General features: G+C 64.1%; 28 protein-coding genes. 24 read left to right on the top strand and 4 right to left on the bottom strand.

Annotated features, from left to right (window positions below; genetic code table 11):
* Positions 1–98: 98 nt before the first annotated feature.
* From D8676_RS17630 to D8676_RS17620, 3 genes are read left to right on the top strand one after another with little or no spacing between them, the layout of a single operon-like run.
* On the top strand, positions 99–884 hold the full coding sequence (locus tag D8676_RS17630) for an ATP-binding cassette domain-containing protein (protein ID WP_183097133.1): 786 nt from the start codon (positions 99–101) through the stop codon (positions 882–884).
* A gap of 50 nt (positions 885–934) precedes the next feature.
* Positions 935–1,759, top strand: a complete 825-nt coding sequence (locus D8676_RS17625; protein ID WP_245426876.1) for an ABC transporter permease — start codon at positions 935–937, stop codon at positions 1,757–1,759.
* Complete coding sequence (locus D8676_RS17620; RefSeq protein ID WP_121582385.1) at positions 1,756–2,385, top strand: hypothetical protein; 630 nt, start codon at positions 1,756–1,758, stop codon at positions 2,383–2,385. Before D8676_RS17625 ends, D8676_RS17620 begins: the two co-directional genes overlap by 4 nt.
* Positions 2,386–2,645: 260 nt before the next feature.
* Here the strand turns inward: D8676_RS17620 and D8676_RS17615 are convergent, their stop codons facing one another.
* Complete coding sequence (locus D8676_RS17615) at positions 2,646–3,578, bottom strand: LysR family transcriptional regulator (protein ID WP_121582384.1); 933 nt, start codon at positions 3,576–3,578, stop codon at positions 2,646–2,648.
* Positions 3,579–3,699: 121 nt separating this feature from the next.
* Between D8676_RS17615 and D8676_RS17610 the strand changes: the two genes are divergently transcribed.
* The 8 genes from D8676_RS17610 (at position 3,700) to rpe (ending at position 12,471) form a co-directional block, all read left to right on the top strand.
* Entirely contained in the window at positions 3,700–4,746 is a 1,047-nt protein-coding gene (locus tag D8676_RS17610; RefSeq protein ID WP_121582383.1) for a class 1 fructose-bisphosphatase, read from the top strand.
* Between the two features lie 15 nt (positions 4,747–4,761).
* Complete coding sequence (locus D8676_RS17605) at positions 4,762–5,634, top strand: phosphoribulokinase (protein ID WP_121582382.1); 873 nt, start codon at positions 4,762–4,764, stop codon at positions 5,632–5,634.
* Positions 5,635–5,698: 64 nt separating this feature from the next.
* Positions 5,699–7,669, top strand: a complete 1,971-nt coding sequence (tkt, locus tag D8676_RS17600) for a transketolase (protein ID WP_245426874.1) — start codon at positions 5,699–5,701, stop codon at positions 7,667–7,669.
* 3 nt (positions 7,670–7,672) lie between these two features.
* Positions 7,673–8,752 carry a class II fructose-bisphosphate aldolase gene (fba, locus tag D8676_RS17595; RefSeq protein ID WP_121582380.1) on the top strand — a complete coding sequence of 360 codons (1,080 nt, stop codon included), beginning with the start codon at positions 7,673–7,675 and terminating at the stop codon, positions 8,750–8,752.
* A 31-nt stretch (positions 8,753–8,783) separates the two neighbouring features.
* Entirely contained in the window at positions 8,784–10,241 is a 1,458-nt protein-coding gene (locus D8676_RS17590) for a form I ribulose bisphosphate carboxylase large subunit (protein WP_121582379.1), read from the top strand.
* A 179-nt stretch (positions 10,242–10,420) separates the two neighbouring features.
* Complete coding sequence (locus D8676_RS17585; RefSeq protein ID WP_121582378.1) at positions 10,421–10,840, top strand: ribulose bisphosphate carboxylase small subunit; 420 nt, start codon at positions 10,421–10,423, stop codon at positions 10,838–10,840.
* A gap of 6 nt (positions 10,841–10,846) precedes the next feature.
* Positions 10,847–11,788 carry a CbbX protein gene (gene cbbX, locus D8676_RS17580; protein ID WP_183097132.1) on the top strand — a complete coding sequence of 314 codons (942 nt, stop codon included), beginning with the start codon at positions 10,847–10,849 and terminating at the stop codon, positions 11,786–11,788.
* A complete protein-coding gene (gene rpe, locus D8676_RS17575; RefSeq protein WP_121582377.1) occupies positions 11,785–12,471 on the top strand; it encodes a ribulose-phosphate 3-epimerase in 687 nt (228 codons plus the stop codon). The genes cbbX and rpe overlap by 4 nt, the downstream gene beginning before the upstream one ends.
* Positions 12,472–12,547: 76 nt before the next feature.
* On the opposite strand, the gene D8676_RS17570 is transcribed toward rpe, so the two are convergent.
* Complete coding sequence (locus D8676_RS17570) at positions 12,548–12,928, bottom strand: cytochrome c family protein (protein WP_121582376.1); 381 nt, start codon at positions 12,926–12,928, stop codon at positions 12,548–12,550.
* A 349-nt stretch (positions 12,929–13,277) separates the two neighbouring features.
* Between D8676_RS17570 and D8676_RS17565 the strand changes: the two genes are divergently transcribed.
* The 4 genes from D8676_RS17565 to D8676_RS17550 all read left to right on the top strand — a co-directional run bounded on the left by D8676_RS17565 (position 13,278) and on the right by D8676_RS17550 (position 16,054).
* Complete coding sequence (locus tag D8676_RS17565) at positions 13,278–13,487, top strand: hypothetical protein (RefSeq protein WP_121582375.1); 210 nt, start codon at positions 13,278–13,280, stop codon at positions 13,485–13,487.
* 48 nt (positions 13,488–13,535) lie between these two features.
* The gene (locus D8676_RS17560; protein ID WP_121582374.1) at positions 13,536–14,531 is read left to right on the top strand and encodes an ABC transporter substrate-binding protein; all 996 of its coding nucleotides are present in this window, start codon (positions 13,536–13,538) and stop codon (positions 14,529–14,531) included.
* A gap of 67 nt (positions 14,532–14,598) precedes the next feature.
* Entirely contained in the window at positions 14,599–15,345 is a 747-nt protein-coding gene (locus D8676_RS17555) for an ABC transporter permease (RefSeq protein WP_183097131.1), read from the top strand.
* Positions 15,314–16,054, top strand: a complete 741-nt coding sequence (locus D8676_RS17550) for an ABC transporter ATP-binding protein (protein WP_121582372.1) — start codon at positions 15,314–15,316, stop codon at positions 16,052–16,054. Before D8676_RS17555 ends, D8676_RS17550 begins: the two co-directional genes overlap by 32 nt.
* Before the next feature lie 64 nt (positions 16,055–16,118).
* Here D8676_RS17550 and D8676_RS17545 read toward each other — a convergent pair whose 3' ends face one another.
* Positions 16,119–16,472, bottom strand: coding sequence for a hypothetical protein (locus D8676_RS17545; protein WP_121582371.1), 354 nt, complete (start codon positions 16,470–16,472; stop codon positions 16,119–16,121).
* 740 nt (positions 16,473–17,212) lie between these two features.
* Between D8676_RS17545 and D8676_RS17540 the strand changes: the two genes are divergently transcribed.
* The 7 genes from D8676_RS17540 (at position 17,213) to pqqE (ending at position 24,199) form a co-directional block, all read left to right on the top strand.
* Positions 17,213–19,066 carry a methanol/ethanol family PQQ-dependent dehydrogenase gene (locus D8676_RS17540; protein ID WP_121582414.1) on the top strand — a complete coding sequence of 618 codons (1,854 nt, stop codon included), beginning with the start codon at positions 17,213–17,215 and terminating at the stop codon, positions 19,064–19,066.
* A 216-nt stretch (positions 19,067–19,282) separates the two neighbouring features.
* The gene (locus D8676_RS17535) at positions 19,283–19,783 is read left to right on the top strand and encodes a c-type cytochrome, methanol metabolism-related (RefSeq protein ID WP_245426868.1); all 501 of its coding nucleotides are present in this window, start codon (positions 19,283–19,285) and stop codon (positions 19,781–19,783) included.
* Between the two features lie 2 nt (positions 19,784–19,785).
* The gene (locus D8676_RS17530) at positions 19,786–20,643 is read left to right on the top strand and encodes a substrate-binding domain-containing protein (RefSeq protein WP_183097130.1); all 858 of its coding nucleotides are present in this window, start codon (positions 19,786–19,788) and stop codon (positions 20,641–20,643) included.
* A 412-nt stretch (positions 20,644–21,055) separates the two neighbouring features.
* Positions 21,056–21,994, top strand: a complete 939-nt coding sequence (pqqB, locus tag D8676_RS17520) for a pyrroloquinoline quinone biosynthesis protein PqqB (protein ID WP_121582413.1) — start codon at positions 21,056–21,058, stop codon at positions 21,992–21,994.
* A gap of 26 nt (positions 21,995–22,020) precedes the next feature.
* Positions 22,021–22,749, top strand: a complete 729-nt coding sequence (gene pqqC, locus D8676_RS17515) for a pyrroloquinoline-quinone synthase PqqC (RefSeq protein WP_121582412.1) — start codon at positions 22,021–22,023, stop codon at positions 22,747–22,749.
* The gene (pqqD, locus tag D8676_RS17510) at positions 22,746–23,042 is read left to right on the top strand and encodes a pyrroloquinoline quinone biosynthesis peptide chaperone PqqD (RefSeq protein WP_121582367.1); all 297 of its coding nucleotides are present in this window, start codon (positions 22,746–22,748) and stop codon (positions 23,040–23,042) included. The genes pqqC and pqqD overlap by 4 nt, the downstream gene beginning before the upstream one ends.
* Positions 23,039–24,199 carry a pyrroloquinoline quinone biosynthesis protein PqqE gene (pqqE, locus tag D8676_RS17505; protein ID WP_121582366.1) on the top strand — a complete coding sequence of 387 codons (1,161 nt, stop codon included), beginning with the start codon at positions 23,039–23,041 and terminating at the stop codon, positions 24,197–24,199. The genes pqqD and pqqE overlap by 4 nt, the downstream gene beginning before the upstream one ends.
* Here pqqE and folP read toward each other — a convergent pair.
* On the bottom strand, positions 24,188–24,967 hold the full coding sequence (gene folP / locus D8676_RS17500) for a dihydropteroate synthase (RefSeq protein ID WP_121582365.1): 780 nt from the start codon (positions 24,965–24,967) through the stop codon (positions 24,188–24,190). The genes pqqE and folP overlap by 12 nt on opposite strands.
* 159 nt (positions 24,968–25,126) lie before the next feature.
* On the opposite strand from folP, the gene D8676_RS17495 reads away from it, so the two are divergent.
* Both D8676_RS17495 and D8676_RS17490 read left to right on the top strand, forming a co-directional pair.
* On the top strand, positions 25,127–25,660 hold the full coding sequence (locus D8676_RS17495) for a BA14K family protein (RefSeq protein WP_147448214.1): 534 nt from the start codon (positions 25,127–25,129) through the stop codon (positions 25,658–25,660).
* Positions 25,661–25,742: 82 nt separating this feature from the next.
* A complete protein-coding gene (locus tag D8676_RS17490) occupies positions 25,743–26,033 on the top strand; it encodes a hypothetical protein (RefSeq protein ID WP_147448213.1) in 291 nt (96 codons plus the stop codon).
* Positions 26,034–26,040: the final 7 nt, after the last annotated feature.

The following is a 26,040-nucleotide window of genomic DNA, read 5'->3' as shown; positions in this document are numbered from 1 at the left end:
ATCTACACATGGTCAGTCCCTGACCTCGCAGACAAGGGAATGAAAGGCACTATTACAATAAAGTGAAGGCAGTCGGGAGAGAGGAAGCCGTGCAGCACATGAGGACAGGCGGCGGAACGGAAAACGGCATCGCGGCGCTCGACGTCGCCGCCGTCAGTCATTCCTACGGCTCCAAGAAGGCGTTGAACGACGTGTCCTTCTCGATCGCCCCGGGAACCTTCGCGGTCCTGCTCGGCCTCAACGGCGCGGGCAAGACGACGCTGTTCTCGCTGATCAGCCATCTCTACGACACGCGCCACGGCGCAATCCGCATCTTCGGCCACGACATCAGCCGGTCACCGGGCGAGGCGCTGCGCCGCCTCGGCATCGTCTTCCAGGCGCGCACGCTCGACCTCGACCTCAGCGTCTACCAGAACCTCTCCTACCACGCCTCGCTGCACGGCATCGGCTCGGCCGAGGCGCGAAGACGCATCGACGCGGTGTTGGAGACCGTCGAGATGGGCGGCCGCCTGCACGACAAGGCGCGCAGCCTGTCGGGAGGCCAGATGCGGCGCGTCGAGATCGCTCGCGCCCTGCTCCACCGGCCCCCACTCCTGCTGCTCGACGAGGCCACGGTCGGGCTGGACGTGCAGTCGCGCGCGGGCATCCTCGCCGATGTGCGCAAGCTGGTGAGGACCGAAGGCATCAGCGCCTTCTGGGCGACGCATCTGATCGACGAGGTCGAGGAAAGCGACCACGCCGTGGTGCTGGTCGAGGGAAATCTTGTCGCCAACGCCAGCGTCGCCGACATTGTCCGCACGACCGGCACGACGAACATCGGCGAGGCCTTTTCGAAGCTCAATCCAAGGCGGCCGGCTCCCGCAACGGCGGAGGACGCGGCATGAGCGCGCCAGCCGAAGCAAAGCCCGAAGTCAAGGAGGCCACCCCGCTGGAGATGCCGGCCTTCGGCATTGGCAGCTACCTCGTCTGCCTGAAAGGCATCCTCTTCCGCGAGGGACTGCGTTTCCTCAACCAGCGCGAACGGTTCGTCTCCTCGCTGGTCAGGCCGCTGCTCTGGCTCTTCATCTTCGCCGCCGGCTTCCGCCAGGTGCTCGGCGTTTCGATCATCCCGCCCTACAAGACCTACGTGCTCTACGAGGTCTACATCACACCGGGACTCGTCGGCATGATCCTGCTTTTCTCAGGCATGCAGTCCTCGCTGTCGATGGTCTACGACCGCGAGATGGGCAACATGCGCACCCTGCTGGTCAGCCCGTTCCCCCGCTGGTTTCTGCTGGTGTCCAAGCTGCTTGCCGGCGTCATCGTGTCGATCGCCCAGGTTTACGTCTTCCTGGCCATCGCCCGGTTCTGGGGCGTGAAACCGCCATGGACCGGCTACCTGCTCGGGCTGCCGGCCGTGTTCCTTGCCGGGCTGATGCTGGGGGCGCTCGGCCTCTTCCTGTCCTCGATGATCAAGCAGCTTGAGAACTTCGCCGGCGTCATGAACTTCGTCATCTTCCCGATGTATTTCGCGTCCTCGGCGCTCTACCCGCTCTGGCGCATCCAGGAATCCAGCCCCCTGCTCTACAAGATATGCCTCGCCAACCCCTTCACCTATGCGGTCGAGCTGATCCGTTTCTCCTTCTACGGGCAGATTCACTGGCTTTCGCTTGGCGTCGTGCTGGGCTTCACGGCGATTTTTCTTGCCGGCGCCATCATCGCCTACGACCCTTCGCGCGGACTGATGGTGCGCAAACAAGCTACAGGAGGAAACGGATGATACGACCGACCTTCAACGTTATCGCCGCGGCGTTGCTTCTTGCCACAGCGGGGCCGGCCCTGTCGGCCGCGAACAACGATCCGGACTGGCCCTGCATCCAGCGCAAGGTGCCCGAATTGTCCTTTGGCCAGATATGGACCGGCGCCGAGCTGCCGGCTTCGGCCAAGGACTGGTCGCAGGACCGGCGCATCTCCGAGCTGGTCGAGGAGCTCGCGGCGCGGCGTCTGCCGATCGCCGACGCGCAGCAGCAGATCAAGGAGTTTGCCGCCGACCTTCCGGCCGACCAGATGGATGACCGGTTGGCCAAGCTGGTTCAGGGCCTGTTCGAGCATATGGACCACGAGCGTTCGGAGGTTATGTCCGGCATAGGCCGCTATGCCCGCAATCAGCTGGAGCTTGCGGCGCGGCTGCGCAAGGAGGCCTCGGAGGTCGACGCCATGCGGGGCAAGCCCGACGCCAACGTCAACGAGATCGCCGCGCGCACCGACCGGCTGACCTGGGAAACCCGCATCTTCGAGGAGCGCGTGCAGTCGCTCACCTATGTCTGCGAGGTCCCGACCCTCATCGAGCAACGTCTTTACGCCTTGGCGAAGACGGTGAACGAGATTCTGAAGGAGAAGCAGTAAGGCGAGAAGCGACGGAGGACGCGCGGGATCGCGTCGCAGTTCGAAAACTTTACGTTTGGCATCGGGCCGACAATCCCCATATGCCTAGCGGACAGCGTGGCAGGGAAAGCACTTCTCGCCATCGATGAATACGATCAGGTTGCTCATCGCCGTCATTGCGCCCCTGCTGATTGCAGTGCTCGTGCTGTATGGCCTGTCCCTATGGTACTAGCGACAGCGCGAAAATGGCGCGAAAACGAATGTCAGACCGAGGCACTGCCCTACTGTCCTGAATACAGCTTCCCAACCAGCGGCAGATACATCGCGCCCTTCTTCATCAGGAAATCGTGGAAGGTCGCCATTGCCGGCGAGATCGCGCGGTCGGAACGCATCACCACGAACCATTGCCGGCGGATCGGCATGCCCACGACGTCGAGGATGACGAGCCGGTCGGACTCGACCTCCAGCGCCACCGTGTGCGCCGAGATGAAGGCAACGCCGAGCCCAGCCATCACCGCCTGCTTGATCGTCTCGTTCGAGCCCATCTCGACGCCGAGGTCGTCGATGCGGCCCGGCAGCTCGCTGAAGAAGATCTCCAGCGAGATGCGCGTCCCGGAACCCGGCTCGCGGATCAGGAAATCCTCCTCGGCGATGCGTTCCTTGGAAATGTCGCGCGCCTTGGCGAGCGGATGGTCCGGCGGCGCCACGATCACCAGCGGATGATCGCCGAAGGCCGATGCCCGCAGCGGCACGTCCTTCGCCGGGCGTCCCATCAGCGCGACATCGACGTCATGGTTCTTCAGGTTGGCGATCGTCTCGGCGCGGTTGCCGATCAGAAGCCGCATGTCGATATCGGGATATTCCTTCATGAAGGCCGCCATCATCCGCGGCGCGAAATATTTGGCGGTCGAGACGACGCCGAGTCGCAGACTTCCGGCGCGCACGCCCTTGATCGCGTCGATCTGATCCTCCAGCAGACGCAGCCGCTCCTCGATCGCCTGCGCGGCGTCGATGACGGCCAGCCCTGCGGCAGTCGGACGCATGCCGTCCTGGGTCCGGTCGAACAATGCCAGGCCAACATCTTCCTCCAACTGCTTGAGCTGGATGGTGACGGCCGGTGGCGTCAGCCCTAACACCTTGGCAGCATTGATGATTTTTCCATGTCCGGTGATCGCCTGGATGGCCTTGAGCTGCTTCAGGGTGAGATTGCGCATACCCAATACTAAAAGATTTTTACTGACACGATAAGCCTAATAAAATTTACTTACCCTGCATCGATTGTTCTCATCCCACCAGCCGATCGCCGCAAGGGCGCCGGTCGCAGGAGGAGAGACGATGACCGCGCCGACGCTCGATGCCTTTCTGAACTCCTATGTTCGCGGCCAGCACGCTCGGCATGAGGCGGTCGCCACAACCGTCCGCAAGCTGGCCGAGGCGGCAGTCAAGGTGCGCCACACGATCAGCCAAGGCGCGCTCGGCGCCGCCTTCGCAGGAACGCGCGGCGCCAATGCTACCGGCGACGACCAGAAGGATCTCGACGTCTTCGCCGACGACATCTTCCTCGACGCCATGCGGCACGCACCGGTCGCGTTCTACGCGTCCGAAGAACTGGAGCAGCCGGTGCTGCTCGACAGTAGTGCGGCGCTCGCCGTCGCGATCGACCCGCTCGACGGCTCCTCCAGCATCGACGTCAACATGTCGATCGGAACGATTTTTTCGCTCCTCCCTGCAACTGGCGCGCCGGATGCCGATCCGGCCGCCCCTTTTCTGCAGGCCGGAACGAACATGCTCGGCGCGGGCTTCTTCATCTACGGGCCGCAGCTGGCGCTGGTGCTGTCGCTGGGCAGCGGCACCCATGTCTTCGTGTTCTCGCAGCGGCTCGGCGCCTTCATCCAGGCGCATGAGAGCCGGATGCTGCCGCCGCGCACTCAGGAATTCGCGATCAACACGTCCAACTACCGGCATTGGGACGAGGCTGTCCGCCTCTATGTCGACGATTGCCTGAAGGGTTCGGAAGGCCCGCGCGACAAGGATTTCAACATGCGCTGGCTCGCCTGTCTGGCGGCCGAGTGCTACCGCATCCTGATCCGCGGCGGCGTGTTCCTCTACCCCGGCGACCGGCGCCGCGGCTACCATCACGGGCGGCTGCGGCTGGTCTACGAAGCGAACCCGATCGCCTTCCTGATCGAACAGGCCGGCGGCGCGGCTACCGACACGGTCAACCGCATCCTCGAGATCGAACCCGAACATCTGCATCAGCGCACACCGCTGGTCTTCGGCGCGGCGCGGGAGGTCGAGCGCATCGCCCGCTACCACCTCGCCCCGAGCGCCATCGGCGAACGTGCGCCGTTGTTCGGCAATCGCGGCCTCTTCCGCGCCTGACCGGAGCTAGAAAAAATGTCCGCCAGGCATCCCATCATCTCGATCACCGGCTCCTCCGGCGCGGGCACGACGTCGGTCAAGCGCATCTTCGAGCAGATCTTCCGGCGCGAGAAGATCGAGGCCGCCTTCATCGAGGGCGACGCCTTCCACCGCTACGACCGCCAGGCGATGAAGGATAAGGTCGCCGAGGAGGAGAAGAACGGCAACCCCAACTTCACCCACTTCAACGCCGAGGCCAATGAGCTCGAAATCCTGGAATCGGTGTTCGAGGAATACGGCCGCAAGGGGACCGGGCGCACGCGCACCTACGTCCACGACGACGAGGAGGCGAAGCTGCTCGGCACGCCGCCCGGCAAGTTCACGGAATGGCGCGAATTCCCCGAAAGCCAGTTGCTCTTCTACGAAGGGCTGCACGGCTGCGTCGTCACCGACAAGGTCAACCTCGCCAGATACGCCGATCTGAAGATCGGCGTCGTGCCGGTCATCAATCTCGAATGGATCCAGAAGATCCATCGCGACCGCTCGACCCGCGGCTACTCGACCGAGGACGTGATGGACGTGATCCTGCGCCGTATGCCGGACTACACGCGTTTCATCGTCCCGCAGTTCTCGCAGACCAACATCAACTTCCAGCGCGTGCCGATCGTCGACACGTCAAACCCGTTCATCGCGCGCTGGATACCGACGCCCGACGAGTCGATGCTTGTCATCCGCTTCGCCAATCCGCGCGGCATCGATTTTCCCTACCTGCTGTCGATGATCAACAACTCGTTCATGTCGCGGGCGAACTCCATCGTCGTGCCTGGCAACAAGCTCGACCTCGCCATGCAGCTGATCCTGACGCCGCTGATCCTGCAGCTGATCGAACGCAAGAACCGAGTCTCGTGAGGAGGACGTCGTGAGCCAAGCCGCCATCAGAGAAGCCGCCCTCCCCGCCGTGTCGGAGCGCGACATGGCCAATGCCATCCGCGCACTGGCGATGGACGCCGTGCAGAAGGCGAACTCCGGCCACCCCGGCATGCCGATGGGCATGGCCGATGTCGTGACCGTGCTCTTCGGCCGCTTCATCAGGCTCGACCCGTCGCAGTCCGACTGGCCCGACCGCGACCGCTTCGTGCTGTCGGCCGGCCACGGCTCGATGCTGCAATATGCGCTGCATCACCTGCTCGGCTACGAGGACATGCCGGTCGAGGAACTCAAGCGCTTCCGCCAACTCGGTAGCCGCACCGCCGGCCACCCCGAGCGTGGCCATGCGCTGGGCATCGAAACGACCACCGGCCCGCTCGGCCAGGGCATCGCCACCGCCGTCGGCATGGCGCTCGCCGAGCGTATGCTAGCCGCACGCTTCGGTCCCGGGCTCGTCGATCACCACACCTATGTGATCGCCGGCGACGGCTGCCTGCAGGAAGGCATCAGCCACGAGGCCATCGACCTGGCCGGGCATCTCCAGCTCAGCCGCCTGATCGTCTTCTGGGACGACAATTCCATTTCCATCGACGGACCGACCTCCATCTCGACGTCGATGGACCAGCCGGCGCGCTTCAGGGCCGCCGGCTGGCACGTCGTGGAGATCGACGGCCACGACATGGAGGCCATCGCCACGGCGATCGAAGCTGCGCAACGTTCGGACAGGCCGTCGCTGATCGCCTGCAAGACTGTGATCGGCAAAGGCGCGCCGAATCTCGGCGGCTCGGAAAAGACGCATGGCGCGCCGCTCGGCGACGCCGAGATCGCCGCGACGCGCGAAAACATCGGCTGGCCGCATGCGCCTTTCGACGTGCCGCGCGAGATACTCTCTGCATGGCGTGAGGCGGCCGCGCGCGGCAACGCTGCACGGCGTGCCTGGGAACAGCGGCTTTCCGTGTCACCGCATCGCGACGCCTTCACCAGAGCGATGGCCACCGAGCTGCCGACCTCGTTGTTCGAGGCGCTCGAGGCCTTCCGCAAGGAGCATGTCCAGAAGGCCACCAAGGTCGCCACCCGCAAGGCGTCCGAGATGGCGCTCGAGGTGATCAACGCAGCGACCGACCTCACCGTCGGCGGCTCGGCCGATCTCACCCATTCGAACCTGACGATCACCAAGGGCATGAAGCGCCTCGCGCCCACCGACTTCGCCGGCAGCTATGTCCACTACGGCATCCGCGAACACGGCATGGCGGCAGCGATGAACGGTCTCGCGCTGCATGGCGGCCTCATCCCTTACGGCGGCACGTTCCTCTGCTTCGCTGACTACGCACGCGGTGCGATCAGGCTCTCGGCGCTCATGCAGCAGCGGGTCATCTATGTGATGACGCACGACACCATAGGCCTCGGTGAGGACGGCCCCACGCACCAGCCGATCGAGCATCTAGCGATGCTGCGGGCGACACCCAACCTCAACGTCTTTCGCCCGGCCGACATCATCGAGACGGCGGAATGCTGGGAGCTTGCGCTGAAGAGCGAGGACCGGCCGAGCGTATTGGTGCTCTCGCGGCAGAACCTGCCGATGCTGAGGCAGGCGCACACGCCCGAGAACCGCTCGGCGCGCGGCGCTTATGTACTGCGGGAGGCGGATGGTCCCCGCGCCGCGACGCTGATCGCCACCGGCTCCGAGGTCGAGATCGCCGTCGCTGCGTCCGACATCCTTCGCGAGCAATATCAGATCGAGACGGCGGTGGTCTCGATGCCCTGCTGGGAGCTCTTCGAGGATCAGGACATCGACTACCAGCGCCACGTCCTGGGCTCCGCCCCGCGTATAGCCGTGGAAGCGGCGGCTCGCCTCGGCTGGGACCGCTGGATCGGCGAGAACGGCGCCTTCGTCGGCATGACCGGCTTCGGCGCCAGCGCGCCGGCGCCGGATCTCTACCGGCATTTCGACATCACGCCGGAAGTGGTCGCCGCCAACGTCCTGCTCAACCAGCCAGCCGCAATCCGGGAGGACTGAACCATGGCCCGCATCACCCTTCGCCAGCTTCTCGACCACGCCGCCGAGCACGGCTACGGCGTGCCGGCTTTCAACATCAACAACATGGAACAGGGCCTCGCCATCATGGAGGCGGCCCGGGCATGCGATGCGCCAGTCATCATCCAGGCCTCGCGCGGCGCCCGCTCCTACGCCAACGACATCATGCTCGCCAGGATGATGGAGGCGCTGATGGAGATGCATCCGGGCGTCCCGCTCTGCATCCACCAGGATCACGGCAACGACGAAGCGACCTGCCTGTCGGCGATCCGCCACGGCTTCACCTCGGTGATGATGGACGGCTCGCTGGAGGCTGACGCAAAGACGCCGGCGAGCTACGACTACAATGTGGCGATCACCGAGCGCGTGGCCCGCATGGCGCACTGGGTGGGCGTCTCCGTCGAGGGCGAGCTCGGCGTGCTCGGCTCGCTGGAGAGCGGTCACGGCGAGGCCGAGGACGGCCATGGCGCCGAAGGCGTGCTGTCGCGCGATCAACTCCTCACCGATCCCGACCAGGCGGTCGACTTCGTGCTGCGCACGAAGGTCGACGCCTTGGCAATCGCCTGCGGCACCTCGCACGGCGCCTACAAGTTCACCAGGCTGCCGGATGGCGACATCCTCGCCATGGACGTCATCGAGGCGATCCACGAGAAGCTGCCGAATACGCACCTCGTCATGCACGGCTCGTCCTCGGTGCCGCAGGAACTGCAGGACGTGATCAACAGGTTTGGCGGTGAGATGCCCCAGACCTGGGGCGTGCCGGTCGAGGAGATCGCGCGTGGCATCCGCCACGGCGTCCGCAAGGTCAACATCGACACCGATTGCCGCATGGCTATGGCCGGCCAGTTTCGCCGCGTCGCCATGGAAAACCCGGCCGAGTTCGACCCGCGCAAGTTCCTGAAGCCGGCGATGGATGCGCTGCGCGATCTCTGCCGCGACCGCTTCGAGCGCTTCGGCACGGCAGGCAACGCCTCGAAGATCAAGGTCATCCCGATGGACGAGATGGCGAAACGCTATGCGGCCGGCAAGCTCGACCCGCAGATCGCAACGGCGAAGGCCGCCTGAGCGGCGCCGACAACCACGAAAGGACCAAGCCATGACCAAGTCTGAGACCGTCACCGGCGCCGCCCGCTACAGGTCCGGCGTCATGGAATACAAGAAGATGGGCTACTGGGAGCCCGACTATGAGCCCAAGGACACCGACGTCATCGCGCTCTTCCGCATCACCCCGCAGGATGGCGTGGATGAAATCGAAGCCGCGGCGGCGGTGGCCGGCGAAAGCTCGACCGCGACCTGGACGGTCGTCTGGACCGACCGGCTGACCGCGAAGGAGAAGTATCGCGGCAAGGCCTACCGGGTCGATCCGGTGCCCAACGCGCCCGGCCAGTACTTCGCCTACATCGCCTACGACCTCGATCTGTTCGAACCCGGATCGATTGCCAACCTGACCGCGTCGATCATCGGCAACGTCTTCGGCTTCAAGCCGCTGAAGGCGCTGCGGCTGGAGGACATGCGCCTGCCCGTCGCCTATGTGAAGACGTTCCAGGGTCCGGCGACGGGCATCGTCGTGGAACGAGAGCGGCTCGACAAGTTCGGCCGGCCGCTGCTCGGCGCCACCGTCAAGCCGAAGCTCGGCCTTTCCGGCCGCAATTACGGCCGCGTCGTCTACGAAGCGCTGAAGGGCGGGCTCGACTTCACCAAGGACGACGAGAACATCAACTCGCAGCCCTTCATGCATTGGCGCGAGCGCTTCCTCTACTGCATGGAGGCGGTGAACAAGGCCCAGGCCGAGACCGGCGAGATCAAGGGTTCCTATCTCAACGTCACCGCCGCCACCATGGAGGACATGTACGAGCGCGCCGATTTCGCCAAGGAGCTCGGCTCGACCATCGTCATGATCGATCTCGTCATCGGCTACACGGCGATCCAGTCGATGGCCAAGTGGGCGCGGCGCAACGACATGATCCTGCATCTCCATCGTGCGGGCCACTCGACCTACACGCGCCAGAAGAGCCACGGCGTCTCGTTCCGCGTCATCGCCAAGTGGATGCGGCTCGCCGGCGTCGACCACATCCATGCCGGCACCGTCGTCGGCAAGCTGGAAGGCGATCCGGCCACGACCAAGGGCTACTACGACATCTGCCGCGAGGATTTTAACCCCATGCGGCTGGAGAACGGCGTTTTCTTCGACCAGCACTGGGCCTCGCTCAACAAGCTGATGCCGGTGGCGTCGGGCGGCATCCACGCCGGCCAGATGCATCAACTCCTCGACCTGCTCGGCGAGGATGTCGTGCTGCAGTTCGGCGGTGGCACCATCGGCCATCCGATGGGCATCGCGGCAGGCGCCACGGCCAACCGTGTCGCGCTGGAGGCGATGATCCTCGCCCGCAACGAGGGCCGCGACTACGTGCGCGAAGGGCCGGAGATCCTGAACGCCGCGGCCCGCCACTGCCTGCCGCTCAAGCAGGCGCTCGATATCTGGAAGGACGTGACCTTCAACTACGCCTCGACCGACTCGCCTGATTTCGTGCCGGTCGCAACGGCGGCTGAATGAGGAGGCCAATATGCTTTTGTTGATCTTCACTTTCGGCTTGCTGTTGCCGCTTACCCTCTACCTCGGGGCAGAGCCCCGCCGACCCGCTCCTCTCCGCATCCGGGGTCTATCCCCGGAGGGAGAGAGAAAACGGTCGAGCGCGAAGCTTCATCGCCCCAACCATTGAACGGAGAGCCACCATGCGCATCACCCAGGGAGCCTTTTCCTTCCTCCCCGACCTGACCGACGACCAGATCCGCGCGCAGGTCCAGTACTGCATCGACAATGGCTGGGCCGTCAGCCTGGAGTTCACCGACGACCCGCATCCGCGCAACACCTACTGGGACATGTGGGGCCACCCGATGTTCGACAATCCTGACGCCGCGGCGCTGATGATGGAGCTCAACGACTGCCGCAAAGTCTACGGCGAGCGCTACATCCGCGTTGTCGCCTTCGACGCCTCGCATGGCTGGGAGTCGGTGAAGCTCTCCTTCATCGTCAATCGGCCTGCCGAGGAGCCGGGCTACCGGCTCCAGCGGCAGGAGGCGGCGGGACGGGCCATCCGCTACACCACCGTGCCTTACGCGGCCGACAAGCCGACAGGCGCGAGATACGGGTAACCACCGATGACCGCCGTGAGCACGATGGAAACGGAAACGCCGGAGCCAATCCCCTCCGTTATCGACCTGCGCGAGGAATTCGAAACCTCCGGCGTCAAGGAGGTTCTCGCCGAACTCGACCGCGACCTGATCGGCCTCGCCCCGGTGAAGAAGCGCATCCGCGAGACGGCGGCGCTTCTTCTGGTTGAGCGCGCCCGCCGCAGCATGGGCCTCGCCCACGAGGCCCCTACCCTCCACATGAGCTTCACCGGCAACCCCGGCACCGGCAAGACGACGGTGGCGCTGCGCATGGCCGATCTGCTCCACCGCCTCGGCTACATCCGCAAGGGACATCTGGTCTCGGTGACGCGCGACGACCTTGTCGGGCAATATATCGGCCATACCGCGCCGAAGACGAAGGAGATCCTGAAGAAGGCGATGGGCGGCGTGCTGTTCATCGACGAGGCCTACTACCTCTACCGCCCGGAAAACGAGCGCGACTACGGCCAGGAGGCGATCGAGATCCTGCTGCAGGTGATGGAAAACCAGCGCGACGACCTGGTGGTGATCCTCGCTGGTTATGCGCAGCGCATGGACCGCTTCTTCGAGAGCAATCCCGGCTTCCGCTCGCGCATCGCGCACCACATCGACTTCCCCGACTACACCGACGACGAACTTCTCGGCATCGCGGAAAAGATGCTCGACCAGCAGAACTACCGGCTCGATCCCGTCGCGCAGAAGTCGCTCGCCGACTACATCGCCCGCCGCCGCACGCAGCCGCATTTCGCCAATGCCCGCTCAATCCGCAACGCACTCGACCGGGCGCGGCTCAGGCAGGCGAACCGGCTGTTCGAAACCGCCAGGGGTCCGCTCGACGCAGCCGCGCTGTCGACGATCGCGGCGGAGGACATCACCGCCAGCCGGGTGTTCTCGATCGGCACGGGCAAGAGCAAAGGAGAAGCCAAATGAGCCCGAAGACAATCATCGCCCCATCGATCCTGTCGGCCGATTTCTCGAAACTCGGCGACGAGGTCGAGGCCGTTGCCGCGGCGGGAGCTGACTGGATCCATCTCGACGTGATGGACGGCCATTTCGTGCCCAACATCACCTTCGGCCCGCCCGTCATCAAGGCGATCCGCAACCGCACGACCAAGGTGTTTGACTGCCACCTGATGATCGCGCCAGCCGATCCCTATCTCGCCGCCTTCGCCGACGCCGGGGCCGACATCATCACCGTCCATGCCGAAGCCGGACCGCATCTCGACCGCTCGCTGCAGACGATCAGGGATCTCGGCAGGAAGGCCGGCGTCTCGCTCAACCCTGCTACGCCGGAAAGCGCCATCGAATACGTGCTCGACCGCCTCGACCTCATTCTTTTGATGACGGTCAATCCGGGTTTTGGCGGCCAGGCCTTCATCCCTGCAGTCGTCGACAAGGTGAAACGTGTGAAGGCGCTCGTCGGCAAGCGGCCGATCCACATCGAGATAGATGGCGGCGTGACGCCGGAGACCGCGCCTCTGGTCAGCGCCGCCGGCGCCGACGTTCTGGTGGCCGGCTCGGCAGTCTTCAAGGGGGGCGGAGAAACCGCCTACCGCAAGAATATAGCCGCGATCCGCACCGCCGCGGACGGTGCGTTCAGCAAGGCTGCGTGAACGCTGGTTGTGCCGGCAATCTTCGCGGGAAGAGCAGCCGGGCAGTTCTTTTTTTGCCGAACTGCCCGGGAATGGCCTACTGCGAGAACTGTTCCAGATAGGCGATGACGTTGGCGATCTCGTCATCCTTCTTGAGGCCGGCGAACACCATCTTGGTGCCCTTCACCACAGCCTTCGGATCACGCAGGTAGGACGTCAGAGTCGCTTCGTCCCAGGCAAGTCCGCCCTCTCCGGCCTCGATCATCGCCTTTGAGTATTTGAAGCCTTCATGGGTTCCCGCGGTCCTGCCCACGACACCCATCAGCGATGGCCCGATCTTGTTCTTGTCTTCGTCAGCGACATGGCAGGCCTTGCACTTGGCAAAGACTTTTTCACCGGCAGCCGCATCCTGTGCGGCAGCCTGGCCCGCGGCTAGGGGGACGAAGGCCAGGGCAGCGAAAACGGCAGTGAAGCGCATGATATCTCCTCGATTGATCCTCACGGTGCCCTGAGTGATCTTGCCCGTGCCGATGCTCGACCCGCCGGCGCAGGCATTAAGCGGGGGCGCCGTTCCCGGAAGGGATTGCGGAGCCTGCATGGCAGCGAAGCTAGATGGCAAACCGGGAATGTCAACTATACGAAAGGTGCTTTGGCCGATGCGCGACACCGGGCCGCGCCAGCCATATTGTTGACCTTGATAGGCCGAGCGCGTAGCCTTTCGTGATCGGTTTTCTGCTCGGGCACCTGCAGGAATCCGCGAACCAGCAAAGGCCCGGCACTGCCGGAATACACCGGCTGGATGTCGTTGGGCGACAGCGGGGTGCCGAATGGGTTTCGTCGATCTCATCCTCACGGTCTGCCTGATGGCGGACCCGCAGAAATGCCGGACCGAGCATCTCTATTTCGAGAGCCGGGGCTCGCTTTCCCAATGCATGTTCCTCGCTCCGCCGGAAATCGCCAAATGGTCCCAGGATCACCCGGCCCACAAGGTCGTGCGCTGGAGGTGCGCCTATCCCGATAATGGACGGGACATCTGAGGTGCCCGGACAAAGGGGGTGCGCCCAAGGGGGCGTCGGGGGAGAAGCATGACGATTTCCAGGCGTGACACGATCCGGCTGGGCGCGCTCGCGGCTTTGGCCGCGGCGATGCCGAACGGCCCCGCACGCGCCGCCCCCCGGGTCCGCATCGGCACCCTCAAATTCGGTACCGTAAGTTGGGAACTCGACACGATTAGGCATCATCGGCTCGATGTCGCCAACGGCATCGAGCTCGACATCGCCTATTTCGCCGGCGAGGACGCGACGAACGTCGCGCTACAGGCGGGTGGCGTCGACGCGATCGTGACCGATTGGCTGCTGGTCTCCCGCCTGCGTTCGGAGGGCGCGGACCTCACACTCGTCCCCTATTCGACGGCCGTCGGCTCGATCATGGTCAAGGAAGGATCCCCCATCCGAATGCTTGCCGATCTCAGGCAAAGAAAGATCGGCGTCGCCGGCGGGCCGCTCGACAAGAGCTGGCTGCTGATCCAGGCGCTCGCCAGGCGAGATCACGATCTCGACCTGCCGGCCGAAAACGAGATCGTCTTCGGCGCCCCGCCGCTGATGTCGGAAAAAGCCATGCAGGGCGAACTCGATGCGGTGCTGAACTTCTGGCATTTCTGCGCACGGCTCGAGGCCAACGGCTTTCGCCGCGTGACCGGCGCCGGCGAGGCTGCCCGCGCGCTTGGCGCGTCGGGGCCTGTATCGGCGCTCGGCTATGCCTTCCACGAAACCTGGGCAGATAAAAACCCCGAGGCGGCAGGCGGTCTCGTCAGGGCATCGGCGCAGGCCAAGGACCTGCTTGCCAGGTCGGATGACGAGTGGCTGCGCCTCGCCCCGCTCGTGCGCGCCGAAGGCAAGGAACTCGAGACGCTGCGCGACCGCTACCGTGAAGGCATTCCCAGGCGTCCGATAGGCGAAGAGGAGGCCGATGCCGGCAAGCTCTATCGGGTGCTGGCGGGCATCGGCGGCGAGAAACTGGTCGGAAGCGCGCCTGACATGGCGCCGGGCACCTTCTGGCAAGGGCCCGCCGATGGCGGCTGAGGAGGTTGGCTCACACAATTCCCGGGCAGCACGGACGGCGGTCCGCCGGGGCCTGGCGCCGCGCCTGATGCCCGCGATAACCGTGGCGGCCTCGCTGCTCGGATTTTGCCTGCTGTGGGCGCTGGCTGCGCAGGCATGGCCGAGCCGCGCGCTCCCCTCGCCCATCCAGGTCTGGCAGGTGCTGGTCAGGGAGGCGGCAAGCGGCGAGCTCCCGTTCCATCTCAGCGTTACGCTCGCCCGCGTGGCGGCGGCCTACGTGCTTGCCATGGTCATCGGATCGGTCGTCGGCATCCTGCTCGGCATCCATCGCCGCGCCGACCGTTTCTTCAACCCTTGGGTCATCCTCTTCCTCAATATCCCGGCGCTGGTGATCATCGTGCTCGCCTATATCTGGTTCGGCCTCACCGAGGCGGCGGCGGTCGGCGCGGTTGCGGTGAACAAGATCCCCAACGTCGTGGTGACGATGCGCGAAGGCGCCCGTGCGCTCGAGCCGCGTTATCAGGAAATGGCGGCCGTCTATCGCTTCAGCACGCTCGATCGCATCCGCCACATATTGCTGCCGCAACTGCAACCCTACTTCGCCGCCGCCTCGCGATCGGGCATAGCGCTCATCTGGAAGATCGTCCTGGTGGTCGAGCTGCTCGGCCGCTCGAACGGCGTCGGCTTCCAGATCCATCTCAATTTCCAGCTCTTCGACGTCGCTGCGATTCTCGCCTATACCTTGGCCTTCGTGGCGATCATGCTCCTCATCGAACTGCTTCTGGTGCAGCCCCTTGAACGACATGCATCCCGTTGGCGGCAGCGCCCCGCTTAGGGTCGACATCGCCGAAAAGACATTCAGCTCGGCGGAAGGCGTCTCGCTCACGGCGCTGCAAGGCCTGTCCTTCGAGGTCCGCCAGGGTGAGTTCGCCTGCCTGCTCGGACCGTCCGGCTGCGGCAAGACGACGACGCTGCGCATCCTGCTCGGCCTCGACAAGGAGTTTTCCGGCTCCTTCCAGCTTCCCGAAGGCGGCTCAAACCGGATCGCCGCCGTGTTCCAGGAACCGGTCCTGCTGCCCTGGCGCACGGTCGAGCAGAACGTCCGCCTCGCCCTGCCGCGAAGCGAAAGAAACGCCGACCTCGGCCAGTTGTTCGACAGTCTCGGCCTCGCCGGCATGCTTCCGCTGTTTCCTGCCGAGCTTTCGCTGGGTCTGGCGCGGCGGGTGGCGCTCGCCAGGGCATTCGCGACCCGGCCGGCAATGCTCTTCCTCGATGAGCCCTTCGTCTCGCTCGACGAGAAGACCGCCGAGCGCCTGCGTCATCTCCTTCTGTCTGTATGGTCCGCGCGGCCGACCACCGCTTTGATGGTGACGCACAATCTGCGCGAGGCGCTGATGCTGTCGGATCGAATCGTCGTGCTCTCGCCACGCCCGGCGCATGTGCAAGGCGTGTTCGACATTCGGCTGCCGCGCCAGTATCGCAACACCCAAGTCATGAGCGACCTGCTGAGGTCGTTCCACGAGAAATTCCCGGACGTCGACTGAAGTCCGGAACCACCCGTTCCGGGGTCGTGCAGAAACGCGGCCGATCCGTCCCAGCCAGAAAGAATCAGAAGCAGCGTATCTCGGCTTCCGCCTGCGCCCGCCGCAAATCAGAGCCCGCTGCCCTCGCCGGGGCGGTCTCGCGGAACAGGCTGGCGGCTTCGCCTGTCGTCAGCGCCATGCGCCGGAAGGTCTCGGCGCTTTCGTAACGCTCATAGGGAACGATGGAGGCGATCACGTCTATCGAGCAGGAGCAGCGCCTGAGCGTCTCGCGCGTCTGGCCGTTGGAGCGCATGCAGCCGAGCACATAGTCGACCACGACGTCCGTCGGGTAGTCCGCGACCGCAGCCGCCGGCCCCGCGAGCGGCACGATCGCGGCAAGGCACAAAGAGAGTTTGGCAAGTGCTGCCGGTCTCATCATTTCAATCCTCCGATCCGGTCGAGCCTATCACGAACTCCCGGCCTGTCACCCCGTTCGATCGGGTGGCGAGTCGGGGCTCGGCCATTAGACTAAAGGAGCAATGCCGCGGTCATCCGGCAGGACTCGTTCACGGAAATTCCGTGCGGCGTCGCTGCGACGCGAGGGCGATGCTGCTCTTGCATGGACGGCAAACTCGTTACCTGCTTTCCTGTCAACGGCGACGCATAGGATGCTCGTATGCTTCCCGGCCAGGATGTCATCCAAGATATGGCAAGTTGATTTTGGATATTATCCGTCAGCAATGATGCATTCGTCACTTGATAAATAAAACCAAGTGATCGTTTCGGTCGAAACAATATTACGTTGATTGAAGTTTTCGATATTTCCATCTTTATATTGCAACGCAACAACGAAAATGGTGCGACGCACAAAGAGCGCAGAAGGTTTTTGCTTGCTTACCGCATTTTATTGGCATAGCCTTCCAATGTTTCCGGCTTCAAGGGCGTCACTGTCTTAGGGAGCGGTGACTGTCTTTCGTAGGCCAAGTGAGGTGGGCAGTAACGGTGCCCTCTGCTCACCTGGCTTAGGTCGTGACACGCTGCCGGAAATACTTCCCACCACATGAATCGCTTGGGCAAGCCCTTGTGGGGCTCAGCAATCGATTCCTGATTGTGAACCTCGGGAGGATATATATGCGTGTATTCAGGAAGACCATCTGCATCCCAGTGGCCGCGGCGTTGATGACTTGCGCCTCGGCTTTTGGGGCGTGGGCCAATGACGACCTCCAAGCACTTGCCTCGGACTCCAAGAACTGGGCGATGCCTACGGGTGATTATGCCAACACCCGCTATTCGAAACTGAATCAGATCAACAAGGACAATGTGAAGAATTTGCAGGTCAAGTGGACATTCTCCACTGGCGTGCTGCGCGGCCATGAAGGCGGGCCTCTGGTGATCGGCGACGTGATGTACGTCCACACGCCGTTCCCGAATATCGTCTACGCCCTCGATCTCAACAACGACGGCAAGATCCTCTGGAAATACGAGCCCAAGCAGGATCCGAACGTCATTCCGATCATGTGCTGCGATACAGTCAATCGCGGCGTCGCCTATGGTGACGGCAAGATCATCCTGAACCAGGCCGACACCACCGTGACCGCGCTCGACGCCAAGACAGGCAAGGTTGCCTGGCAGGCGAAGAACGGCGAAGACATCGCCGGCGGCAAGGGCGAGAGCGGAACTGCCGCTCCGATGGTCGTCAAGGACAAGGTGCTCATCGGCATTTCCGGTGCCGAATTCGGCGTCCGCGGCCACATCTCGGCCTACAACCTGAAGGACGGTTCGCTTGCCTGGCGGGCTTATTCGACGGGACCCGATGCAGAAACCCTGATCGATCCCGAAAAGACGACCCACCTTGGGAAGCCGGTCGGTGCGGACTCGGGCCAGAACACCTGGGAAGGCGAGCAGTGGAAGACCGGCGGCGGCACGACTTGGGGCTGGTTCGCCTATGACCCCAAGCTGAACCTCGTCTACTACGGCACGGGCAATCCATCGACATGGAACCCGGTCCAGCGGCCCGGCGATAATCGCTGGTCGATGACCATCATGGCCCGCGATGCGGACACCGGCATGGCCAAGTGGCTGTACCAGATGACCCCGCATGACGAGTGGGACTTCGACGGCGTCAACGAGATGATCCTCGTCGACGGCATGCAGGTCGACGGCGCAGCCCGCGACGTTCTGGTCCACTTCGACCGCAACGGCTTCGCCTACACGCTCGACCGCGCAAACGGCGAACTGCTCGTCGCCAAGAAATACGATCCGACTGTGAACTGGGCGACGGAAGTCGTCATGGACAAGAACAGCGATCAGTATGGTCGCCCGCAGGTTGTTGCCCAGTATTCGACCCAGCAGAATGGCGAGGACGTCAACACCACCGGCGTTTGCCCGGCGGCGCTTGGCACGAAGGATCAGCAGCCGGCGAGCTATTCGCCGAAGACCGGTCTCTTCTACGTCCCGACCAACCACGTCTGCATGGACTACGAGCCTTACAAGGTCAGCTACACGGCCGGTCAGCCCTATGTGGGCGCGACGGTGTCGATGTATCCGACTCCGAACAGCCATGGCGGCATGGGCAACTTCATCGCCTGGGATGCGGCCAAGGGTGAGATCGTATGGTCGAAGCCCGAGCAGTTCTCGGTCTGGTCGGGAGCCCTGTCGACCGACGGCGACGTCGTGTTCTACGGCACGCTGGAAGGCTACATCAAGGCAGTCGATAAGGACGGCAACGAACTCTACAAGTTCAAGACCCCGTCCGGCATCATCGGCAACATCAACACCTTCGAGCACGGCGGCAAGCAGTACATCGCCGTTCTCTCGGGCGTTGGCGGCTGGGCCGGCATCGGTCTCGCCGGCGGCCTGCTCCAGGCCGAAGGCGCTGCCGCATGGCAGCAGGCGGTTGCGGGTCAAAACGCCCCGTCCGACGAAGCGGCAAGCATCTCCACGGCCGGCCTCGGTGCGGTCGGTGGCTATGCCGCTCTTGCCGACTACACGACGCTGGGCGGCCAGCTCACCGTCTTCGGCCTCCCGGATTGATCCGGCGGCCATAGGCAAGCCTTCGCCTCGTTGAGGCGAAGGCGACAGGAAACGAGGGCCCGGACGCTCCGGGGAATCCCGGCCGGGCTCTCGATTTCGCCGCGTCATCACACAACTGTAAACGCCGCATCCCGACCGCAAAGCTGTGTCCGTGGCGAAATGAGGAAATGAGAAGAGGTCCGTATGTCCGTCAGTAAAGCAGTCCGGGTTCTTGCCATGACCCTTTTGATAGGCCCCGCCATCGCCACCGGCATTGCGTCGGCCCAGGACAGCAAGGAAAAGGCTGCCGCCGTCACCGACGAGGACGGCAAGTATTTCGACGCCGACGGAACCCCGACCTACAAGATTCAGGCGGACGGCACTGTCGACTGGTACACTTTCAGCGGCTACCGCCGCTACCACTCCGACTGCCACGTCTGCCACGGCCCCGACGGTGTCGGCTCGAGCTACGCGCCAGCGCTCGCCACGTCGCTGAAGAACATGGATTACGGCACGTTCCTGTCGATCGTCGCCGAAGGACGCCAGAGCGTCGGCGGCGGCAAGGAAAACGTCATGCCGGCCTTCGGCGACAACAAGAACGTCTATTGCTACATGGACGATCTCTACATCTATCTGCGCGCGCGCGCCGTCGGCGAGATCCCGCGGGGCAGGCCTCCGAAGAAGGAGGACAAGCCCCAGGGGGCCAAGGACCACGAAGCCTCGTGCATGGAAGGATGACCATGACCCTTCGGCGCTCCCACATCGGATTGCTGGCCCTGGTCTTCGCGGTCGCGGCGGCGCCGTCCGCTGCCCTTGCACAGGGCGCCGGGCTCGGTGCCGCGGGCGAACTCGTGGATCCGGATGTGCTCCGGGTTTGCGCCGATCCCTCCAACATGCCGTTCACGGACGAGAGCGGCGAGGGTTTCGAAAACAAGCTTGCCGAGCTCGTGGCTGAAAAGACCGGCCGCAAGTCGGTTGCCTATACCTGGTATCCGATGGCCACCGGCTTCGTGCGCAACACGCTGAGGGCCAATCGCTGCGATATCATCATGGGCTACGCGCAGGGCGACGAGCTGGTGCAGAACACCAACGCCTACTACCGCTCGACCTATGTGATGGTCTCCAAGAAGGGCAGCGGCCTCGACGGCGTCGAAACGATCGAGGACCCGAAGCTCGCCGACAAGAAGATCGGTATCGTCGGAGGGACTCCGCCCTCGGCCAACATGGCCACGGCCGGCCTGATGAAGAATGCCAAGAACTACCCGCTGATGGTCGACACCCGCTTCGCCCCTTCCATGGCGGAGGTGATGATCAAGGACATGCTCGACGGCGTCATCGACGTGGCGATCCTGTGGGGACCGATGGCCGGCTATTACGCCCGCGAATCCGGAGCCGATCTGACGATCGTTCCCCTGATCAAGGAGAAGACCGGATCGCGCATGGTCTACCGCATCACCATGGGCGTGCGTCCGTCTGACCAGGAATGGAAGCGGACGCTCAACAAGGTCATCCGGGAAAATCAGGAGGAGATCAACAAGATCTTGTTCGAATACAACGTGCCGCTGATCGACGAGCAGAACAAGCCGATCACACAATGATTTGAATCCGATGCGGCTGGACCTATATGTTTTATTTTAAGAGCTTTCAGAACCTGCCCCTTTCATTTGTCCATTTAAATGGACGAGCCATTGCGACTCCGGTGCCTTTGCAATGGCTATCGACGATCGGATCGACCCTCACGGGCCGGTGCAAACAGGAGGAATGAATGAAAAGCTGGACCAAACCGACTATGTGCCAGGTTCCCGCGGGCTTTGAGATTTCGCGGTATCTGCCTGCTCAAATGACTCCCAAGAAGTAGGCCGCAAAGGTGCGTGTTCCGGCACACGGGGCACGCACCCTTTCGTCAGGCAGACTTCCATGAAAAGCCTTGGCGCGGACGATTTCGGCCGCGATGTGAGCGATGTTGCAACTCTCCCGGCCGATCGTGGCCCTCGCGAGGCAGAGGTGGTGTTGCGGCTCAAGATCGTTGGATCGGCGGCGGGTGGCGGCTTTCCACAATGGAACTGCAACTACCGGCTGAGCCGCGCGGCTCGAAGCGGCGCTCGAGGTGTGCGTCGCCGGACGCAGTCGAGCCTCGCAGCCTCGGCCGGCGCACGCGACTGGGTACTCTTCAACGCATCGCCCGACATATTGCAGCAGATCGCCGAAACCCCCGAACTGCAGCCCTCCCCTGAAGCGCCGCTGCGCTCCAGCCCTATCCGCGCCGTCGTGCTCACCAATGCCGATGTCGACCATGTCGCCGGGCTGCTCAGCCTGCGCGAGCGCCAGCCTTTCGCCATCTACGCGACAACGGAGGTTCTGGCGGTGCTCGACGCCAATCCGATCTTCAACGTGCTCGACCGGGTGGTGGTGCCGCGGCGCGAGCTTCCCGCCGGTGGCGAATTCGAGATTTGCGATGCGGACGATCATGGGACCGGCGTGCGCATCGAGAGCTTTGCGGTGCCCGGCAAGGTGGCGCTCTACATGGAAGATTCCAGCCGCCCGGATGCCGACTTCAGCTCCGACAGCGGCGACACGGTCGGCGTCCGTATCGCGGGCCGAAACGGCCGCGCTTCGGTGTTCTACATTCCCGGCTGCGCCAGGATCGACGACGCCCTGCGCGCCCGCCTGACAGGAGCCGCCTGCCTTCTCTTCGACGGCACCGTTTTCACCGACGACGAGATGATAACCGCAGGGGTCGGCTGGAAGACCGGGGGCCGCATGGGTCATCTCGCCATGTCCGGACCGCAGGGTTCGATAGCCGGTCTCGAAAACGTGAAGATCGGACGGCGCATCTTCGTCCATATCAACAACACCAACCCGGTCCTCGACGAGAATTCGGCCGAGCACGCCGCCGTCGTTTCGGCGGGCTGGGAAGTGGCCCATGACGGCATGGAGATCGAGCTGTGAACTTTCACGCTGCAGCCGGGAACGGCATGTCTGCAACCGACCTGGAAGCCGCGCTCCGGCAGGTCGGCGCCGAGCGTTACCACAACCGTCACGCCTATCATCACCGGATGGTTTCGGGCGCTCTCTCGAAGGGCGAGCTGCAGGCATGGGCGCTCAATCGCTACTGCTACCAGGCCGTCATTCCGCGCAAGGATGCGATGATCCTCGCCCGCGCCGAAGATCCCGCCTTCCGCGCAGAATGGCGCAAGCGCATCGAGGATCACGACGGCGACGACGGCTGGAGCGGCGGCATCGCCCGCTGGCTGCATCTGGCCACCTCGCTTGGTCTCGATGCCGATGCCGTCAAGAGTGAAAGGTTCGCCCTGCCGGCGACACGCTTCGCGGTCGGCGCCTATCTCTCATTCTGCACCAACCGCACGCTGCTCGAAGCCGTCGCCTCGTCGCTGACCGAGTTGTTCTCGCCGGTCATCATCGGCGAGCGCGTGCCGGCGATGCTCGCCAAATACGACTATGTCACCGAGGACACTCTCGCCTATTTCAGCAAGCGGCCCGAGCAGGCGTCGCGCGATGCCGACTTCGCGCTGGCCTATGTGCTGGAGCACGCCGACACGCCGAAGCGGCAGCAGGCGGTGATCGACGCGCTGATCTTCAAATGCGATATCCTGTGGGCGATGCTGGACGCGCTTCAGCACGCCTATGGCGAGGACAACAACATTCCACCCGGCGCCTTCCGTCCGGAGGAGGCCGCGAAATGACGGCGCTGCGCGAACGCGCGATGGTGTCGCCGCAGGCCGTGCCCGCGCTGCCGAAACATGTGCGCATCCAATATGATCCCGTCCGGCAGGCATTCGCCGTGCTATCGCCGGAAAACGTCTTCTGGCCAAACGAGATCAGCCTGGAGATCCTGCGCCGCTGCGACGGGCACTCTCCGATCGACAGGATCGTTGCCGATCTCACCCGCGAGTACAACGCACCGGAGGAGGACGTGGCGGCCGACGTCAACGCCTTCCTTCAGGAGTGGTCAGACAAGCTGCTGGTGAAGCTATGAGCGCCCCTCTCCTGCCCCCGATCGGCATGCTGGCGGAACTGACGCACCGCTGTCCGCTGCAGTGCCCCTACTGTTCCAATCCGACTGAGCTTTTGAAGGCCAACCGGGAACTCGACACCGAGACTTGGCTTGCCCTGTTCGACCAGGCAGCCGATCTCGGCGTGCTCCAGGTCCACCTCTCGGGCGGCGAGCCGACGCTGCGCCGCGACCTCGAGCAGTTGGTTTCCGGGCTTTCCCGGCGTGGCGTCTACACCAACCTCATCACCGCCGGCGTCGGCATCGCCGAAGGCCGCATCGAAGCGCTCGCCAAGGCCGGGCTCGACCATCTGCAACTGAGCTTCCAGGGCGCGCGTGCCGCGACCACCGCGCGCATCGGCAATCTGCAGGGCAGCCACGAAAAGAAGCTGGAGACTGCGCGGCGCGCCCGCGCGGCCGGCCTGCCGCTGACCATCAACGCGCCGATCCACCGCCACAACATCGAGGAGGTGCCGGAATTCATCGAGCTTGCGCTGTCGCTCGGTGCCGAGCGGCTGGAGATCGCCAATGTGCAATATGCCGGCTGGGCGCTCGTCAACCGCGATGCGCTGATGCCCGATCGCGCCTCCGTCGAGCGCCAGGCCGAAATCGTCGAGGCAGCGCGGGAACGGCTTACCGGCATCATGAACATCGACTTCGTGCCGCCCGACTATTTCGCCACTTATCCCAAACCCTGCATGGGAGGCTGGGCGCGCGACGCTTTCATGGTGGCGCCGGACGGCACCGTGCTGCCCTGCCACGCGGCGCAGACGATCCCCTCGCTGACGTTCGAGCAGTTCGGGTCGCGCACGCTGGCCGAGATCTGGGCGGATTCGCCGGCCTTCAACGCCTTCCGCGGCACCGACTGGATGCTGGAGCCGTGCCGGAGCTGCGAGCGGCGCGAGATCGACTGGGGCGGCTGCCGCTGCCAGGCGATGGCGATCGCCGGCGATGCCGCGGCCACCGACCCCGCCTGCATAAAATCACCCCTTCATGCACGCATGACGGCGGTCGCCACGTCCGGCCGTCCCGCCGGCGACGTGGCTCCGGGGGACGAGGGCTTCGTCTATCGCCGCATCGGCGCCGATCCGCAGCAGACAAGCCCAGCGCCGCTGAAGCCCGACCCTGCCCTAACGGCCTAAAACCTTTTCCCGCTCCAGCATGGCATCGGCGAATGCCAGCGCGTCCCGGTTCGCCGCGACGTTGTGCACGCGGAAGATCGCCGCACCCTTCAGCCTGAGGATGACGCTGGTCGCCGCCGTGCCGGCGTCGCGTGCCTTCTTGTCGCCGCCTTCGATGTCGGTGAGCAGGCGCTTGCGCGAAGTGCCGACGAGCAGCGGGAACCCCAGCGCCCGCAACTCGCCGAACCGGGCCATGAGCTGAAGGTTCTCTTCGCTGCGCTTGGCAAATCCGAAGCCCGGATCGAGCACAATCTGGGCATCCGCCACGCCCTCTTGGCGGGCGATCTCCAGCGATTTCCGAAGGAAGAGGAATTCGTCGGCGATGACGTCGGGAAGCCGCTGGCGGTCGCGCCCCGTGTGCATGATGACGAGGCCGGCGCCCGTTTCGGCCGCCAGCCGGGCGACATCGGGCTCGCGCTGCACGCCATGCACATCGTTGACGATATGGGCGCCGGCTGCGACCGCCAGGCGCGCCGTCTCAGCCCGGTATGTATCGACGGAAATGACGAAATTGCCATCCCCAGCCAGTGCCTCGATGACCGGCAGGATACGGGCCTGTTCCTCGTGCGCTGAAACCGGCGTGGCGCCGGGCCGGGTGGATTCGCCGCCGACATCGATGATGTCGGCTCCCTCGGAGGCCATGCGCCGCGCATGCTCCACGGCCCGGTCACGCTCGCTGAATTCTCCGCCGTCCGAAAAACTGTCGGGCGTGACGTTCAGTATGCCCATCAGCAAAGCTCTGGCGCCAAGCTCGATCTGTCTTCCATGGGCGAGTTGCCATTGCGTCACGTCACGTCCTCCGGCGCCGCACAAGATGCTGATGCGGAACAATAGCGATTGTTGTATCGTTGTAGTGAAGGGACTGTGTGCTTCAGCGAGGACATCGCCATGAGAAAGCTTGTTACAGGTCTCGCCGCGGCTGCGTTTGCCGTGACGTTCGCAACTCCCGGAATCTTCCATAGCGGTCAAGCCGACGCCGCGCCGATCTTCCTGCCCAAGACCGCAGCCGCGCAATCCGACGTCACCCAGATCCGCGACAGATGGCACGGAGGCGGGGGCTATCGGGGATACCCCTACTACCGCCACGGCTATCACAACAATAATGGCTGGTGGTATCCTGCCGGTGCATTCGTAGCCGGCGCGCTGATCGGCGGGGCCATCGCGAACAGCAATTACTATTATGGCGGCGGCTATTATGGCGGTTATGGCGGTGGCTACTATGGCCGCCGTTATTATGACGACAGCTACTATGCGCCACGCTATTACGCGCCCCGGTACTACGCTCCATCCCGGGTCTATTATCCACCCAGGGGGACTGCCTACAGGCAGGGCTACCGCGACGGTTACCGCGACGGCGCGAATGCACGCTACTACGGCGGCGTCACCTGCACGCAGAGGCTGGCCGATGCAGGACGGTGTTGAACCGGGCCCACTGACGAAACTCCGTCAAGCGCGAGGCTCCTTCGGGCTTGGGCTTCGCGTCCAGGCGCACTACCTATGCCTGATGAAGCACCTTTCGAATCGTGGCTGGGCCTTCGGCGCGGCATTGTCGCTGGCCATCGTGCCGACTGTCGCTCCCGCCCAGTCGATCGATCTCAATCGTCCTTTGACCACGCTCAGCCCGGCCCAGTTGCAGAACCTCAACAACCGGGAAAGACGGCTCGACTTTCAGCAGCGCCAGCAATTCAACCGCGAGATCGACAGCCTGGCCATCCAGCGACAGCCTCGCCCGCAGGTGCCGGTGATGAAGCCGAGATGTCCTCTCCAGACGTCGGGAACCGCCAGGACCTGCTGACGAAAAG

Origin of the sequence: Mesorhizobium sp. YM1C-6-2 (assembly GCF_003666685.1) — a bacterium.
GTDB lineage: Bacteria > Pseudomonadota > Alphaproteobacteria > Rhizobiales > Rhizobiaceae > Mesorhizobium_K.
Note: the sequence above shows the minus strand (reverse complement) of the source record. Positions and strands in the feature narration are given on the sequence as shown.